Annotated in this window: 10 protein-coding genes; 9 read left to right on the top strand and 1 reads right to left on the bottom strand. The window is 51.6% G+C overall.

Annotated elements, in window-relative coordinates:
- Nucleotides 1–24: 24 nt before the first annotated feature.
- The 8 genes from dnaN (at nucleotide 25) to A7D21_RS20725 (ending at nucleotide 13,070) form a co-directional block, all read left to right on the top strand.
- The gene (dnaN, locus tag A7D21_RS20695) at nucleotides 25–1,128 is read left to right on the top strand and encodes a DNA polymerase III subunit beta (RefSeq protein WP_053258802.1); all 1,104 of its coding nucleotides are present in this window, start codon (nucleotides 25–27) and stop codon (nucleotides 1,126–1,128) included.
- 20 nt (nucleotides 1,129–1,148) lie between these two features.
- Nucleotides 1,149–2,252, top strand: a complete 1,104-nt coding sequence (gene recF / locus A7D21_RS20700) for a DNA replication/repair protein RecF (RefSeq protein ID WP_053258803.1) — start codon at nucleotides 1,149–1,151, stop codon at nucleotides 2,250–2,252.
- 4 nt (nucleotides 2,253–2,256) lie between these two features.
- Nucleotides 2,257–4,674: a DNA topoisomerase (ATP-hydrolyzing) subunit B gene (gene gyrB, locus A7D21_RS20705; RefSeq protein WP_053258804.1), complete on the top strand. Its 2,418-nt coding sequence runs from the start codon at nucleotides 2,257–2,259 to the stop codon at nucleotides 4,672–4,674.
- Nucleotides 4,675–6,403: 1,729 nt separating this feature from the next.
- Complete coding sequence (locus A7D21_RS20710; protein WP_069552554.1) at nucleotides 6,404–7,042, top strand: transposase; 639 nt, start codon at nucleotides 6,404–6,406, stop codon at nucleotides 7,040–7,042.
- Nucleotides 7,023–8,984 (top strand): DDE-type integrase/transposase/recombinase, encoded by a 1,962-nt coding sequence (locus A7D21_RS20715; protein WP_069552555.1) that lies wholly within the window; start codon nucleotides 7,023–7,025, stop codon nucleotides 8,982–8,984. Before A7D21_RS20710 ends, A7D21_RS20715 begins: the two co-directional genes overlap by 20 nt.
- Nucleotides 8,981–9,916 carry a TniB family NTP-binding protein gene (locus tag A7D21_RS20720; protein WP_069552556.1) on the top strand — a complete coding sequence of 312 codons (936 nt, stop codon included), beginning with the start codon at nucleotides 8,981–8,983 and terminating at the stop codon, nucleotides 9,914–9,916. The genes A7D21_RS20715 and A7D21_RS20720 overlap by 4 nt, the downstream gene beginning before the upstream one ends.
- A gap of 224 nt (nucleotides 9,917–10,140) precedes the next feature.
- Nucleotides 10,141–11,976 carry a TniQ family protein gene (locus A7D21_RS34550; RefSeq protein ID WP_083272219.1) on the top strand — a complete coding sequence of 612 codons (1,836 nt, stop codon included), beginning with the start codon at nucleotides 10,141–10,143 and terminating at the stop codon, nucleotides 11,974–11,976.
- A 716-nt stretch (nucleotides 11,977–12,692) separates the two neighbouring features.
- Nucleotides 12,693–13,070 carry a histone-like nucleoid-structuring protein, MvaT/MvaU family gene (locus A7D21_RS20725; protein WP_069552557.1) on the top strand — a complete coding sequence of 126 codons (378 nt, stop codon included), beginning with the start codon at nucleotides 12,693–12,695 and terminating at the stop codon, nucleotides 13,068–13,070.
- A 654-nt stretch (nucleotides 13,071–13,724) separates the two neighbouring features.
- On the opposite strand, the gene A7D21_RS20730 is transcribed toward A7D21_RS20725, so the two are convergent.
- The gene (locus A7D21_RS20730) at nucleotides 13,725–14,066 is read right to left on the bottom strand and encodes a hypothetical protein (protein WP_069552558.1); all 342 of its coding nucleotides are present in this window, start codon (nucleotides 14,064–14,066) and stop codon (nucleotides 13,725–13,727) included.
- Nucleotides 14,067–14,394: 328 nt separating this feature from the next.
- On the opposite strand from A7D21_RS20730, the gene A7D21_RS20735 reads away from it, so the two are divergent.
- On the top strand, nucleotides 14,395–15,408 hold the full coding sequence (locus A7D21_RS20735; RefSeq protein WP_069552559.1) for an iron ABC transporter substrate-binding protein: 1,014 nt from the start codon (nucleotides 14,395–14,397) through the stop codon (nucleotides 15,406–15,408).
- Nucleotides 15,409–15,418: the final 10 nt, after the last annotated feature.

A 15,418-nucleotide genomic window follows, 5' to 3' on the forward strand; every position in this document is an offset into this window, starting at 1 on the left:
CTTATTAAGGCAAGGGACTAGACCATGCATTTCACCATTCAACGCGAAGCCCTGTTGAAACCCCTGCAACTGGTCGCAGGCGTCGTCGAGCGCCGACAGACCTTGCCGGTGCTCTCCAACGTATTGCTGGTGGTCGAAGGCCAGCAATTGTCCTTGACCGGTACCGACCTGGAAGTCGAACTGGTTGGCCGTGTTCAACTGGAAGAGCCTGCTGAGCCGGGCGAAATCACTGTGCCAGCACGCAAGCTGATGGACATCTGCAAGAGCCTGCCCAACGACGCGCTGATCGACATCAAGGTTGATGAGCAGAAGCTGGTGGTCAAGGCCGGTCGAAGCCGTTTCACCCTGTCGACGTTGCCTGCCAACGACTTCCCAACGGTGGAAGAGGGCCCGGGCTCGCTGACCTGCAGCCTGGAGCAAAGCAAGCTGCGCCGTTTGATCGAGCGCACCAGCTTCGCCATGGCCCAGCAGGACGTACGTTACTACCTCAACGGCATGTTGCTGGAAGTATCGGAAGGCATTATCCGCGCCGTTGCCACCGACGGTCACCGTCTGGCCATGTGCTCGATGAAGGCCGATATCGGCCAGCCTGACCGTCACCAGGTGATTGTGCCGCGTAAAGGTATTCTTGAGCTTGCGCGTTTGCTCACCGAGCCGGATGGCAATGTCAGCATCGTCCTGGGTCAGCACCACATCCGCGCTACCACTGGCGAATTCACCTTCACCTCTAAGCTGGTTGATGGCAAGTTCCCGGACTACGAGCGCGTGCTGCCTAAAGGTGGCGACAAGCTGGTGATTGGTGATCGTCAGGCCCTGCGTGAAGCGTTCAGCCGTACTGCGATTCTGTCGAACGAAAAGTACCGTGGTATTCGCCTGCAACTGGCCAACGGTCAGCTGAAAATTCAGGCCAATAACCCGGAGCAGGAAGAGGCTGAAGAAGAAGTGGGTGTCGACTACAACGGCGGCTCGCTCGAAATCGGCTTTAACGTGAGCTACCTGCTGGACGTGCTGGGTGTAATGACCACCGAACAGGTTCGCCTGATTCTGTCGGACTCCAATAGCAGCGCCCTGGTGCAGGAATCCGACAACGACGACTCGGCTTACGTTGTTATGCCGATGCGCCTGTAATCATGCTCAGCAGAAGCTAGATGTCCCTTAGTCGCGTCTCGGTCACCGCGGTGCGCAATCTGCACCCGGTGACCTTCTCCCCATCACCTCGCATCAATATCCTCCACGGCGCCAATGGCAGTGGCAAAACCAGTGTGCTGGAAGCCATTCACCTGTTGGGCCTCGCACGTTCCTTTCGCAGCGCTCGCCTATTGCCGGTGATTCAGTACGAGCAGTTGGCTTGCACGGTATTTGGCCAAGTCGAATTGGCTGAGGGTGGGTGTAGCAGCCTGGGGATATCTCGTGATCGCCAGGGGGAGTTTCAAATTCGCATCGACGGGCAAAACGCCCGTAGTGCCGCGCAACTGGCCGAAATCCTGCCGTTGCAACTGATCAACCCTGACAGTTTTCGCCTTCTGGAAGGTGCGCCGAAAATCCGCAGACAGTTCCTCGATTGGGGCGTCTTCCATGTGGAGCCGCGGTTCATGGCCACTTGGCAGCGCCTGCAGAAGGCCCTGCGGCAGCGGAACTCGTGGCTGCGGCATGGTACACTTGACGCCGCTTCGCAAGCGGCCTGGGACCGGGAACTGTGCCTGGCCAGCGACGAAATAGATGAATACCGCCGTGCCTATATCAAAGCCTTGAAACCAGTCTTTGAGCAGACCTTGAGTGAGTTGTTGGATCTCGAAGGGCTGACGCTGAGCTACTACCGTGGTTGGGATAAAGAGCGTGAACTGAGCGCGGTGCTCGCCACGTCCTTGCAACGGGATCAGCAGATCGGCCATACCCAGGCGGGGCCCCAACGAGCTGATTTGCGTCTTAGACTAGGCGCTCATAATGCCGCGGATATCTTGTCCCGTGGTCAGCAGAAGTTGGTGGTGTGCGCGCTGCGGATTGCCCAAGGGCACTTGGTTAGCCAAGCCCGGCGCGGTCAGTGTATTTATCTGGTGGATGATTTGCCGTCTGAACTAGACGAACAACACCGCCGAGCGTTATGCCGCTTGTTGGAAGACTTACGCTGCCAGGTGTTTATCACCTGTGTAGACCACGAATTATTGAGGGAAGGCTGGCAGACGGAAACGCCAGTCGCTTTGTTCCACGTGGAACAGGGCCGTATCACCCAGACCCACGACCATCGGGAGTGAAGGCATGAGCGAAGAAAACACGTACGACTCGACCAGCATTAAAGTGCTGAAAGGTTTGGATGCCGTACGCAAACGTCCCGGTATGTACATCGGCGACACCGATGATGGTAGCGGTCTGCACCACATGGTGTTCGAGGTGGTCGACAACTCCATCGACGAAGCTTTGGCCGGTCACTGCGACGACATCAGCATTATCATCCACCCGGATGAGTCCATCACGGTGCGCGACAACGGTCGCGGCATTCCGGTCGATGTGCACAAAGAAGAAGGCGTTTCGGCGGCTGAGGTCATCATGACCGTGCTGCACGCCGGCGGTAAGTTCGATGACAACTCTTATAAAGTCTCCGGCGGTCTGCACGGCGTAGGTGTGTCGGTAGTAAACGCACTGTCCGAAGAGCTGATCCTGACCGTTCGCCGTAGCGGCAAGATTTGGGAGCAGACGTACGTCCATGGTGTGCCACAAGAGCCGATGAAAATCGTTGGCGACAGTGAATCCACGGGTACGCAGATCCACTTCAAGCCATCGGCTGAAACCTTCAAGAACATCCACTTTAGCTGGGACATCCTGGCCAAGCGGATTCGCGAACTGTCCTTCCTCAACTCCGGTGTGGGTATCGTCCTCAAGGACGAGCGCAGCGGCAAGGAAGAACTGTTCAAGTACGAAGGCGGTCTGCGCGCGTTCGTTGAATACCTGAACACCAATAAGACCGCGGTCAACCAGGTGTTCCACTTCAACATTCAGCGTGAAGACGGCATCGGCGTGGAAATCGCCCTGCAGTGGAACGACAGCTTCAACGAGAACCTGTTGTGCTTCACCAACAACATTCCACAGCGCGATGGCGGTACTCACTTGGTGGGTTTCCGTTCCGCACTGACGCGTAACCTGAACACTTACATCGAAGCCGAAGGCTTGGCCAAGAAGCACAAAGTCGCCACCACCGGTGACGATGCGCGTGAAGGCCTGACCGCGATTATCTCGGTGAAAGTGCCGGATCCCAAGTTCAGCTCCCAGACCAAAGACAAGCTGGTTTCTTCCGAGGTGAAGACCGCCGTGGAACAGGAGATGGGCAAGTACTTCTCCGACTTCCTGCTGGAGAACCCGAACGAAGCCAAGCTGGTCGTCGGCAAGATGATCGACGCTGCACGTGCTCGCGAAGCGGCGCGTAAAGCCCGTGAGATGACCCGTCGTAAAGGCGCGCTGGATATTGCTGGCTTGCCTGGCAAGTTGGCTGACTGCCAGGAGAAGGACCCAGCGCTCTCCGAGCTATACCTGGTGGAAGGTGACTCTGCTGGCGGTTCCGCCAAGCAAGGTCGTAACCGTCGCACCCAGGCGATCCTGCCGTTGAAAGGCAAGATTCTCAACGTAGAGAAGGCCCGCTTCGACAAGATGATTTCCTCCCAGGAAGTCGGCACCTTGATTACGGCGTTGGGCTGCGGCATTGGCCGCGATGAGTACAACATCGACAAGCTGCGCTACCACAACATCATCATCATGACCGATGCTGACGTCGACGGTTCGCACATCCGTACCTTGCTGCTGACCTTCTTCTTCCGTCAGTTGCCTGAGCTGATTGAGCGTGGCTACATCTATATCGCGCAGCCGCCGTTGTACAAAGTGAAAAAGGGCAAGCAAGAGCAGTACATCAAAGACGACGACGCCATGGAAGAGTACATGACGCAGTCGGCCCTGGAAGATGCAAGCCTGCACTTGAACGACGAAGCACCGGGTATCTCCGGTGAGGCGTTGGAGCGTCTGGTTAACGACTTCCGTATGGTGATGAAGACCCTCAAGCGTCTATCGCGTCTGTACCCTCAGGAACTGACCGAGCACTTCATCTACCTGCCGGCCGTCAGTCTGGAGCAGTTGGGTGATCATGCAGCGATGCAAGAGTGGCTGGCTCAGTACGAAGTACGCCTGCGCACTGTTGAGAAGTCTGGCCTGGTGTACAAAGCCAGTCTGCGTGAAGACCGTGAACGTAACGTGTGGCTGCCGGAGGTTGAGTTGATCTCCCACGGCCTGTCGAATTACGTCACCTTCAACCGCGACTTCTTCGGCAGTAATGACTACAAGACGGTCGTGACCCTCGGCGCGCAGTTGAGCACCTTGCTGGATGATGGTGCTTACATTCAACGTGGCGAGCGTAAGAAAGCGGTCAAGGAGTTCAAGGAAGCCTTGGACTGGCTGATGGCGGAAAGCACCAAGCGTCATACCATTCAGCGATACAAAGGTCTGGGCGAGATGAACCCTGATCAGTTGTGGGAAACCACCATGGATCCAGCACAGCGTCGCATGCTGCGCGTGACCATCGAAGACGCCATTGGCGCAGATCAGATCTTCAACACCCTGATGGGTGATGCGGTCGAACCTCGCCGTGACTTCATCGAGAGCAATGCCTTGGCGGTGTCCAACCTGGACTTCTGATCAGGTGTAGGTTCTCAAAATAAATGAGAATTCTTACAAATAGTTGAACTGTGCAACACAAAAAAGCCAACGCTATGTAGCGTTGGCTTTTTTGTGTCTCTTGTTTGAAGAATTTTGGATAAGCGATTCAGTGTTATAAAGGATGCATATTTTTATAATAAAACTAGAGAAATAGCCTTATTGAAAACGTTATTCGCTAACTCGATATAAATGAAATTTTATAGAAGGTTTTTACATATAACACGGAACTATAAGATCCAGCTTTATTTGCTCATATAGCTATAAAGGAATTGTCAGTAGTCAACGCCTGGCTCAATATCGTTAGTCAAAAATTAGCTATGAATGCATGAGGTGGGGCTAATTTATTGTTTGACGTAATGTGCGCCAGAGCTGGCGTATAAGGATTCTAAATGCAGAAAGAGGAAGCCAGAATGTAAAAACGCGATCAACCTTGGGAGGATGACCGCGCCTAGATGAAGCAGGAATTACTTGTGTGGTGCTCGTAATTTCTGCCTTTTTTCGGCGCATGTCAACTCTCCCCAATTTTTCGACCTTATCGAGGCGTCTTGAGGGCACAGTGTTGCCTGTTGAATAGCCTCCATGAGTCCGCTGGCGCATGCATTTTTCTGCGTCAAGGACTCGTTCGACCTGGAGAAATGTCATGGCCGTAAGAAATGTTGTAACCCGCAGATCCTGCCACTTCCGGGGCTTTTTCCCCTCACTGAAAAATGGTGTTGGCGCCGATGCTGAGTTGACCCAGTTGTCGAGATTTCACTGATCCAGTCTGACTCCTCGTAAATCATTGTCTGTGCTCGATTGTTGTCGTTTTGGAGATGGGACAGTCTTGCGTTGGCAATTGGGTCAATCCGGGGTCAGCAACACGACAATCCTGTCTGACCCGAGAGCGCATCTATTTTGTGAAACCGGTAGGTTTTTCTCATTTTTTCTGTGATTTCCACGTCTCACACACAAAAAAAATGATTTTCTCCCAATGTTTGCTGGGCCTCAGGAATCATCTATTTTGTGAACCTACATCAGGTGTAGGTTTTCAAAATAGATGAGAAAAATCTCAGATAGTTGAATCACGCTACACAAAAAAGCCAACGCTCATCAAGCGTTGGCTTTTTTGTATCCGAACCTTCAACTGTTTTTGGATAAGCGATTCAGCTTTATAAAGTTGCCGAATTGTTATTAAAAGATCAGAAAAGATACGATGTCTATGTCGTTATTCGACAAGTCTATTTTAATAAGTATTTATAGAACGTTTTTACATATAACACGTAACTATAAGATAACGGTATTTTCAATATTAACGCTATAAAGGAATTGTCAGTAACGTTAGCTTGGCTTAACATCGTTGGTCTGATTATTGCGTTCCGCTCTCAATCAACATGCCAGTACGTACAAGACGTATAGGGCGAGATTGAGTTGTCGAATTCATGGCAATGCGCGCTATTGCAGGCGTAGACGATGCTTAAAGAAAAAAGAGGAGTATTAGAATGTAAAAACGCGATCAACCTTGGGAGGATGACCGCGCCGGATGCAGCTTAGATTACTACTGTGGTGGCAGTAATCTCTGCTTTTTTTCGACGCGTGTCAACTCTCCCCCAACCCTTCGACCTTATCGAGGCTCCTCGAGGGCACAGTGTTGCCTTTTGAATAGCCTCCATGAGCTTCCTGGCGCTTGCCTGAATCTGCGTCAAGGACTCGTTCGACTTGGAGAAATGTCATGACCGTAAGAAAGGTTGTAACCCGCAGATCCTGCCACTTCCGAGGCTATCTGCCCTCACTTAAGAATGGCAAAGCTATCCCTTGGGAATCCCAGCTGGAGGGAGCATTTCTAAGACTCTTGGAGCTCTCTCCACAAGTACTCCGGTACACGGTGCAGCCAAGCAAAGAAACGCTCGTTATGGACGGACGCAACGTTACCTATTACCCAGACGTGTGCGCTGTGTTGTGTGACGGCAGTGAGCGCTGGTTCGAGGTTAAGCCCACTGCCAGGCTTTTGATACGAAGCGTCAAGCTTCGAATGGAGGCTGCTGCCGTCCATTTCAGGCAAACCGATCGTGTGTTCTCCGTTATTAGTGACACAGTACTTTTGGCCGACCCGTTATCTGAAAATCTCCGTGATTTGATGTACTACCGTAGGGGTGAGGTACTTATTAACAGCAGCCTCATAACTGCGAAATCACTATTAAATGCATATCCGCCGAAGACAGTTTTAGAGCTGTGTGAACTCGTCGGTCGTGACACTGCATGGCGCCTGCTTGGGCTTGGGTATGTCGGAGTGAACCTCGAAGAAAACCTAATGCCCTTCTCTCCAATTTACTTGCAGGGAGGTCACCGTCATGGAAACTTTTTCGCTTAAGTTAAGATTAGTGGTGACGTACAACGGAACCAGGTTGACACTAGTAAAACGACTTAAAAATCGCCAACTGCTTTGGTTAGATGAGCTGGGTGAGCCCTTCAAACTGACTGAGGTAGAGTTTTATAAACAATATGAAGCTCGTCAGTTATTTGTGGACGAGGAGCAACAATATCTGGGTGTGATCCCCACGTTTCGGAACGCGCCCCCCGATCTCACTTGCCACCCAAAAGATCACTCTGCTGAAGCCATACGTCGGCGGTCCTATCTGACTCGACTCATTGATTGCATCAGTCAAAAGCTACCTTGCAACAAGGATTTAAGAGGGTTGATTCAAGAAACTGCTAGGGAGCTAAATGACTCAATTACCCCGCCGTCTGTTTCTACGGTAAGGCGGTGGTTCGTTCTATTTCAGACGGGCAATGTTGAAAAACTAGTTCCGCTCCATACAAAAAAAGGTCGCCGTCAGCTCATAGTCGGAGAGCTAGAGGATTTGGTGACTGATGTTCTCGACGAAAAGTTTTTCAAGCTCGAGCGGCCCCTGCTATCTACGGCATACGAGGAGTTAAGGACACAGATCAACGATGTAAACGCGGGTCGCCTTCCTTCGAAAAGGCTCGTGCTGCCGTCGGAGATGAGTTTCAGGCGATATGTAGCCGGCCTGGACAGTTATGAGGTGGATAAGGGGCGTTTAGGGGATCACGCTGCGAATCAGCTTCATCGTGAAGCCATTGGAAAACTGGTGGTTAAGAGAATTCTAGATCGCTGGGAAATTGACCACACACCGTTAGATCTCTTGGTGGTGGATCCGGAGACCGGTAGCCACATTGGTAGACCATTTCTCACCATAGTGTTAGATCGCCATTCTCGAATGGTAATGGGGTATCTCATCCATTTCTCTGCCCCAAATACGGAGAGCGTCCTGCGTGTAATCGAGCGGGCGATACGCCCTAAAGCAGCCCTGCTCTCCCGTTTTCCTTCAGTGAAGTGTGAATGGAGAGCTCATGGACTTCCTGCGCGTATCGTTCCTGACAACGCTGCTGAGTTTCACGCGGATGACCTAGTTAACGCGTTCAACGAAATGGGAATTGAAATCATGTACCCAGCTTCCCGCGCACCTCAAATGAAAGGGGCTGTGGAGCGTTTTTTTCGGACATTGAATACTGGTCTTGTGCACTGCCTTCCAGGAACAACCTTCTCAAATAGTCGAGAGCGAGGTAACTATCCGTCAGAAAAACGTGCCTGCCTGACCATTATGGATTTTGAAGCCGCTTTAGTGAAATGGATCGTTGACGTCTATCAACAGACCTCCCATCGAGGTCTTCCATCAAAAATGAGTCCGGCAGAGTGCTGGCTCCAAGGCGAGTCCAAACGACGAATTTGTCTTCCTACGGATTTGGATGCACTTGAGGCGGTCCTCGCCAGGCGTAAGGAAACCCAAGTTCACCACTATGGTGTTGAAGTCGGAACTCATCTCTACCATTCACTAGAGCTAGCAGAGCTAAAAATGAAGCTAGCAAATAAGGAAAAAGTCCAAGTCCGTTATCGAGACGAATTGGGTCATGTATGGGTTCATGACCGATTCAGGAACGTATTTATCCAAGTTGCAGCGAAGGACAGACGTATCATTGGTATGAGCCGAGAAACCTATAACCTGGCGCGCGCGAAGTTGCGTGAGTCTGGAAAATCATCACCTGGGTTCGAGGCAATCAATCAAGCATACCGAGCCATTATGGCTGACGTTGAGGACTTGAAGCGCTCTAAAAAACTACGCGTGCGCCGTGACGCAGCAAAAGTGGGTTTTGATCGTAGCGGCGCTCTTTTACCTGAAAACCTGCCCCAAACGGTGGGTGTGGTTGAATTTATCGATGCTGATAGTGATTTGGACTCGATCCCAGATTACGCGGTTGTTTCAAGCGCCCCCCGTGTGAGGGACGACACATGAACGCTAACCGGGAGTACCGAGGCGGGTTTTCTCTACGCCACCACTTCATACAGAGTCCGCAAAGCGATCATGCAATTGGACGTATTGAAGAGGTGAGGCAGGACACTATTCGAACCAAAAGCAGTAAGGGGCTCGTTATCCAAGGCCCGAGCGGCGTCGGTAAAAGCACCTTGATTAGGGAGTATATGAGAAATCAAGTGAGTCCCGACTCAGTAGGTGTACGGCCAGTTTTGGTAGTGGAGATGCCCTCCTCTCCGTCCAAGAGAAATCTAGCGACGGCCGTGCTGATTGCTATGAAGGACCCATTCGCCACTGCACGTGGCCATTCTGCCGAACATAAATTCACTCGGATCGTCACGCTGCTAAAAAACCAGGGAACCGAGATGGTCATCTTGGATGAGGCGCAGCATTTGGTGGATTATAGAAAGGTAGGGGCATACGAGGCAGCAGACTGGATCAAAAGTCTGATGAACGAGACTGATATCACAGTTGTGCTGGTAGGGCTGAAGAGAACAGATAGCTTGCTCTGGGCTAATGAACAACTTCGCCGCCGGTTCTCGGCCAGCATTGATTACGGACGGTATGAGCTAACTGAGGAGACGTGGATGCAATTTGCATCTCTTCTAAAGGCCATCCACAGCTTGTTGCCTGTCACATGTATCAGCTTTCTCTCCAAAGATATGCTTCAGCGCTTTCAACTAGCTTCTTTCGGACTCGTTGATTATCTGATCAAGATTCTGGACCGTGCTGTATGGCTGGCTCAGCTGAAGGATGTTGAAGGCATCGATATGGGTGTACTGTCCCAAGCTTTCAAAGACGAGGTATGGAGTCGGGTGGCTAATGAGCGAAATCCGTTCCATGATGCTTTTGATTTTCGGCCGTTAGTTTGCGGCCGAGAACCTTTTGAGAACTTTGATAACCCTTCTGCCTGAGAGACTGCCGGGAGTAACTCCCGGCAGTAATTAATGTGCACAACGACTTTTATGCTGGTTTTGTAGCGTGGACGACGTTATCGGTCGACCCTCGTAATTACGCGCAATGGTGTCTACTTAAATATAGATGAGATTTATAATTTTAAGATACGCCAAAAAGCTTTATCGGTAGGTTTGATACTTGTAAGTAGATTAGAATTGTCTATGAATATGGTGGAGTTCCTATGTTTTATTTGTTGATAAACCCTACACCTATGCACGATGAAAGTTTGTTGGGGTATTTGCACCGTTTAGCTCATAGTAATTGTCTGTCAGGCGGTGAAGTGCTTGAGCTGTTCAAAGAAATCAGCGAGGACAGTGTTAATGAATGGTTAGACACAAAGCAGAGGCCCTTAAGTTGGAATTTAGTAGCCGAAGAGATTCGTACTCCAAAGGTTACTAATCAGAAGACGTGGTCTTTAGCCTGCTCAAAATACTGCTCTGTTTGTTTAGCTGAGGGACTGTATTGGCGTGAATTGTGGGATCTTACGCTGTATACCACATGCGCTTTTCATCAGATTGAGCTTCTTTACAACTGTCCAAAATGCAAAACTCACAGTAGTCCAAAAGTTTTAATAAATAAATGTTGCGATGTTTGTGGGTACTCTGTTCTAGATTCTGATCTTCTAAGCTTAACTTCGGATGATCCGAGAGCATGGATTTCCGTTGAGCTCGAGCATCGCGTAAGCCGCCCAGACAGCTGGAAAGCTGAAGGCATCGGCGCTCTCACGTACCAGCAACTGCACGATCTGGCTATGCGGATTGGTGTAAGGGCTGTGAGTCGAAAACGCTCTATTACTATGAAGGTTCCGGAGGTCGCTTCGGGAGTGGTAGCGCCTGAGTTAGCAAACGCAGCAGGTAGTGTTTTCAGAGGCTGGCCTGAGGCGTTTCACAGCCTGTTAGCTGACCTAATGGAAGTTAGAAATTCCCAGCTTTCCTGGCAGTTGGTGTCGGCATTTGGTCCGATTTACAACGACGTGTACCTTTCCTTAAACGACTCATGTTTTGATTTTGTTCGACAAGAGTTTGAACGACACGTCATCCAGCAATGGCAGGGGCCGCTAGCTAAGAGAAACCGGCGGCTGAGCGAATGCACTTTACTTGAGCATCGTTGGCTCCCCTTCTCCAAAGCTAAGCGGTTAACAGGTCTACCCGAAGCTTTTTTGCGAAGAATGCATTCGTCGGGTGATCTTGAAACCAGAGAGTTTCATTACCCTTGTGGGAAAATCGGTGCGGTTGTAGACATCAATCAAGCCCGCAGACTCTCATCGGCACTGAACGAGCCTGTTAATTTGCGGGAGGCTTCTCGGTTACTTTGCCTAAGTAGAAAGCGTATAGAGCAACTGATATCAGTAGGTGTATTAAAAACATTTGGTGGTTCTCCAAAAGCAGGTGAGCAGTGGCTTATTTCCTATGACTCGATAGCCGACTTAGCGCCTAATTCATTTCTGCCATTACCTGGTGATGATTTCATTACGGTATCACAGGTTGCGAAACACTATTTACCCACAGCGGATGGACTTCCCCAGTTATTAACAGCAATTCAAGAGGGTGAGATTCCAGTTTTCTGTAGAGCGCACGCCGAAGCTATAAGTATAGGGGAATGGTTGATTTCGCCTAGGGTGCTACACCAAAAAGGAATAACTCTGCATGCTTCAAAGCAAAGTAAAGGATTGTCGATAGCTGAGGCTGCTAAGGCCTTAGGAATGAAAGAGGAAGTAGCATACGCGCTTGTCCGCGCAGGTCGGCTTGGAAGTCAGACGGTTCAATGTTCTAGACGATCAGCACAGGTCGTCAGTTTGAAAGATCTAGATCATTTCAAGTGCAACTATATTCTCTCCTCAGAAATTGGCAAAATTTTGAATACGTCCCCGAAAAGCGTTTGTTTCCATTTGCGTTTAAAGGGGTTTGAACCCGTAGCGGGCCCTAGTCTCTTGAAGGCGCAGTGTCGTCAGAATGTGTGGAGAAGGAGCAAAAAATTGACTGCCTATCTCAAGTCAGTAACTAACCCTGGCGGTTAGATGATTCGGAATTGGGTTCGATCTTTGGCTTTACCGTAAATGGTTTACGTAGCTCAGATCGTACCTCTTTTATGGCACCGATCAACGGAGCAAAGTACAGTCTCGGGGCGCCCTTCACAATTGAGAGTAGTTCTGCTGTTAATGGGGATTCCATGGTCGCGTCTCCACAGGCTATTTTGCTATGTCTAGCATCCCTATGGGCAGCATTTCAAGGTTCTATGCGAGCTTCTCATAAATCACAGACGACCGGCGTATGAAAGCCCGTCAAGGCGGGGCGTGGTCTGGGCTTTGCGTTCGGCCTGTCTAGAAAAAAGCAGCGACTCAGCCACCTGATGGATGGGGTGAGCTAACGCTTACTGAAGTTTTCAAACGATAAAAAGCCCATCAGAAGATGGGCTTTTCTTTCACGTGTCTCCGAGAGGAGGTTTTCACCCACGAACCTCGGAGCTAGCTGCTCAAGCCTATTACCCTGTTCGGTTTTAGTCAATTCTATTGCTACACAGCGGTCTTTGGCGTCTGAGGTGCGGTATAGGCCAGTGAGCTCGCAAGGTGCCTAGAGAGTCAGGGCGATTCACTTCGAACTGCTGGCCGCAATCTTCAATAACTATCTCCGCTGGAATGATAAGCACTATTCCAGCATGCCGGATGCAGCGTTGTAACCTGTATTCCCCGGGCCTTTTCCCTATACTAGCAACACTAAATATCTGAGGTGATACATGTCGCGTCTTGCCGAATTCCGTCAACTCGAAAAACACCTAGCTGAGCAACTGGCTGCCCTGGAAGCAATGAAAGGCGATGAAGGCCTGAAAAAGGAGGTCGAGTTCGAGACCAAGCTTCGTGAGTTGCTCGCTCTGTACGGCTACAGCTTGCGCAACGTGATTGCAATCCTTGACCCTCAGGCCTCGACTCGTCGTGCTCCGGCTGCTGCAGAATCCAAGGTCGGCACTCGAAAGCCACGTCAGGTCAAAATCTATAAAAACCCGCATTCCGGCGAAGTCGTTGAGACCAAGGGCGGAAACCACAAGATTTTGAAGGACTGGAAAGCTGAATACGGCTCAGATACCGTTGAATCCTGGGTTTCTGGTCGGGGTTGAATCAAGTTGATCCAGGAGGTGACAGGAGGATTGACATAGCGACTATGGACTGACTATTGTTTATCTGCGCCTAGGCGTGAATCATAGGGTGGTTACAGGGATCTTCGGATCGCACCCCTCTTCTGATGAAAGTCAGATGGCCCAGTGCCAGGTAACAGAGTCCTGCCCCGTCGAACGCATGTAGTTGACGGCTGAGAATCCCGCCTAGAGCGGGATTCGTCGTTTCTGGACCTTCAGCTATCTGGAATTTTAGCGCCGATGCCGAATTGACCCGTTGCCGAGATGTCACTCACCCAGTCGGTTCGTCGAGAACCATAAATTTTTCTGAGATGGTATACATTTTGAGGTAGGTCAGTCTTACGTCAGCACGTGGGTCAATTTGACGTTAGCGTCAACAAGACTATGCGTCGACACGCCGAGACGTGCTGCCACATCAGCGATAGGCAGCTTCTTTTCGGTCACTTGATTGACCGCTTGGATTTAGAATTCTTCGGGATAACGTGGGTTGCTCATGGCACCTCCTGATTGGCCTCAGTTTGAGGCATGGAGGTGTCTACGAAACCCGGGGCGATTCACAACGGTAGCCAAGAGATATCTCTGTAGGAACAAGCGTCACGCAGGTAGCCAAGACACCCTACCCAACCCCGCCAGCTCTCAGGAGGAGAAGCGGGCGTCGCGCTGCGGATGCCTAGCGAGGTGTACCCCAGCAGGATTGCAGTAGGTCATAGTCGTTGACACCTGGGTGCCAGCGGCGTTATCCAGCTCCCGGCGAATCGCTTCGGCATGGCGCACCAACCAGGCTTCTTCCAGCGAATAACTCAGGCTGTGGGCATCAGGCACAATCACCAACTGTTCGGAGCTCACCAGCCCACGGCGCAGGTGGCGGTTCAACACATCAAAATGTTCAGAACGTTGCGGGCTGATGCCAGGACCTATCAAGCGGGATTTCAAGCTGTGGTAGTCGGTCGTGCGGTCGTTGATATAGCCCTGCGCCATGCCTCGCATGCCTGAATGCAATGAAGATGGCTTCGGAATATATGCAAGCGAATACGCCTCGGACACCAGCTCGGATGGTTTGAATTACATTTGTGAAGTTGCCTACAGCCAAGAGAATAAGCGCCGACAGAACAGCCCCCTCCCATAGTTCTAACAGCGTCGCCTGATAAGCCGAATCACATTTGTTAACCGTTTATTTGACGTTTTTTTCTCATTCACGGCTCTACATTCGCCGCGCCTCAATATGCAAATGATTCCTATTGGTCGAGTATCAATCGACAACCCACGGGCTTCCTGTGTATCTATAAAAAAACGGAGCATTCAACGTATGGCTTCCCGTCTACCGTCTTTCCTCACTAAAGCCCTTATCGCCACCGCATTGGTCGGCGCCGGGCAGGTGTATGCCGCCGAAACGACCGGCCTCGTGGTGTACAACGCCCAGCACGAAAGTCTGACCAAGGCCTGGGTTGAAGGCTTCACCCAGGAAACCGGGATTCCGGTCACCATCCGTAACGGCGACGACACCGAGATGGGCAACCAGATCGTGCAGGAAGGCGCCGCCTCCCCGGCCGATGTGTTCCTCACCGAAAACTCCCCGGCCATGGTGCTGGTAGACAATGCCGGGCTGTTCGCGCCGGTCGCGCCGGCCACCCTGCAACAAGTTGATGCCGCGTACCGCCCGGCCCATGGCAAGTGGCTGGGCATTGCCGCGCGCTCCACGGTGTTTGTGTACAACCCCAGCAAGCTCAAAGAATCCGACTTGCCCAAATCCCTGATGGACCTGGCCTCGGCCAACTGGAACGGCCGCTGGGCTGCCTCGCCGGCCGGTGCTGACTTCCAGGCCATCGTCGCCGCCGTGCTGGAGCTCAAGGGCGAAGCCGCCACCCTCGACTGGCTCAAGGCGATGAAAGCCAATGCGACCATCTACCGTGGCAACAGCGCCGTGCTAAAGGCCGTCAACGCTGGCCAGGTCGACAGCGGCGTGATCTACCACTACTACAGCTTCGTCGACCAGTCCAAGACTGGAGAAAACAGCAAGAACACCCAACTGCACTACTTCAAGCACCAGGACCCTGGCGCGTTTGTGAGCATCTCCGGAGCCGGGGTACTGGCTTCCAGCAAACATAAAGAAGCAGCCCAGGCGTTCTTGAAATGGATCACCGGCAAAGACGGCCAGGCCATTCTCAAGGACGGCAATTCGTTCGAATACGCCGTGGGCCAGGGCACGCAATCCAACCCCAAGCTGACCCCGCTGGCACAGCTGGACGCGCCGAAAGTCGACGCCTCCAAGCTCAACAGCAAAAAAGCGGTGGAGTTGATGACCCAGGCCGGGCTGCTCTGATTGTTGCCTG

This window comes from Pseudomonas sp. AP19 (genome assembly GCF_001728855.1).
In the GTDB taxonomy this organism is placed as follows: domain Bacteria; phylum Pseudomonadota; class Gammaproteobacteria; order Pseudomonadales; family Pseudomonadaceae; genus Aquipseudomonas; species Aquipseudomonas fluorescens.

Bases quoted from the DNA above. Each gene is read 5' to 3' on its own strand.
- A7D21_RS20730 (WP_069552558.1), bottom strand. From the start codon at position 14,066: ATGGCGCAGGGCTATATCAACGACCGCACGACCGACTACCACAGCTTG.
- gyrB (WP_053258804.1), top strand. From the start codon at position 2,257: ATGAGCGAAGAAAACACGTACGACTCGACCAGCATTAAAGTGCTGAAA.
- A7D21_RS20725 (WP_069552557.1), top strand. From the start codon at position 12,693: ATGTCGCGTCTTGCCGAATTCCGTCAACTCGAAAAACACCTAGCTGAG.
- A7D21_RS34550 (WP_083272219.1), top strand. From the start codon at position 10,141: ATGTTTTATTTGTTGATAAACCCTACACCTATGCACGATGAAAGTTTG.
- A7D21_RS20720 (WP_069552556.1), top strand. From the start codon at position 8,981: ATGAACGCTAACCGGGAGTACCGAGGCGGGTTTTCTCTACGCCACCAC.
- A7D21_RS20715 (WP_069552555.1), top strand. From the start codon at position 7,023: ATGGAAACTTTTTCGCTTAAGTTAAGATTAGTGGTGACGTACAACGGA.
- A7D21_RS20735 (WP_069552559.1), top strand. From the start codon at position 14,395: ATGGCTTCCCGTCTACCGTCTTTCCTCACTAAAGCCCTTATCGCCACC.
- recF (WP_053258803.1), top strand. From the start codon at position 1,149: ATGTCCCTTAGTCGCGTCTCGGTCACCGCGGTGCGCAATCTGCACCCG.
- A7D21_RS20710 (WP_069552554.1), top strand. From the start codon at position 6,404: ATGACCGTAAGAAAGGTTGTAACCCGCAGATCCTGCCACTTCCGAGGC.
- dnaN (WP_053258802.1), top strand. From the start codon at position 25: ATGCATTTCACCATTCAACGCGAAGCCCTGTTGAAACCCCTGCAACTG.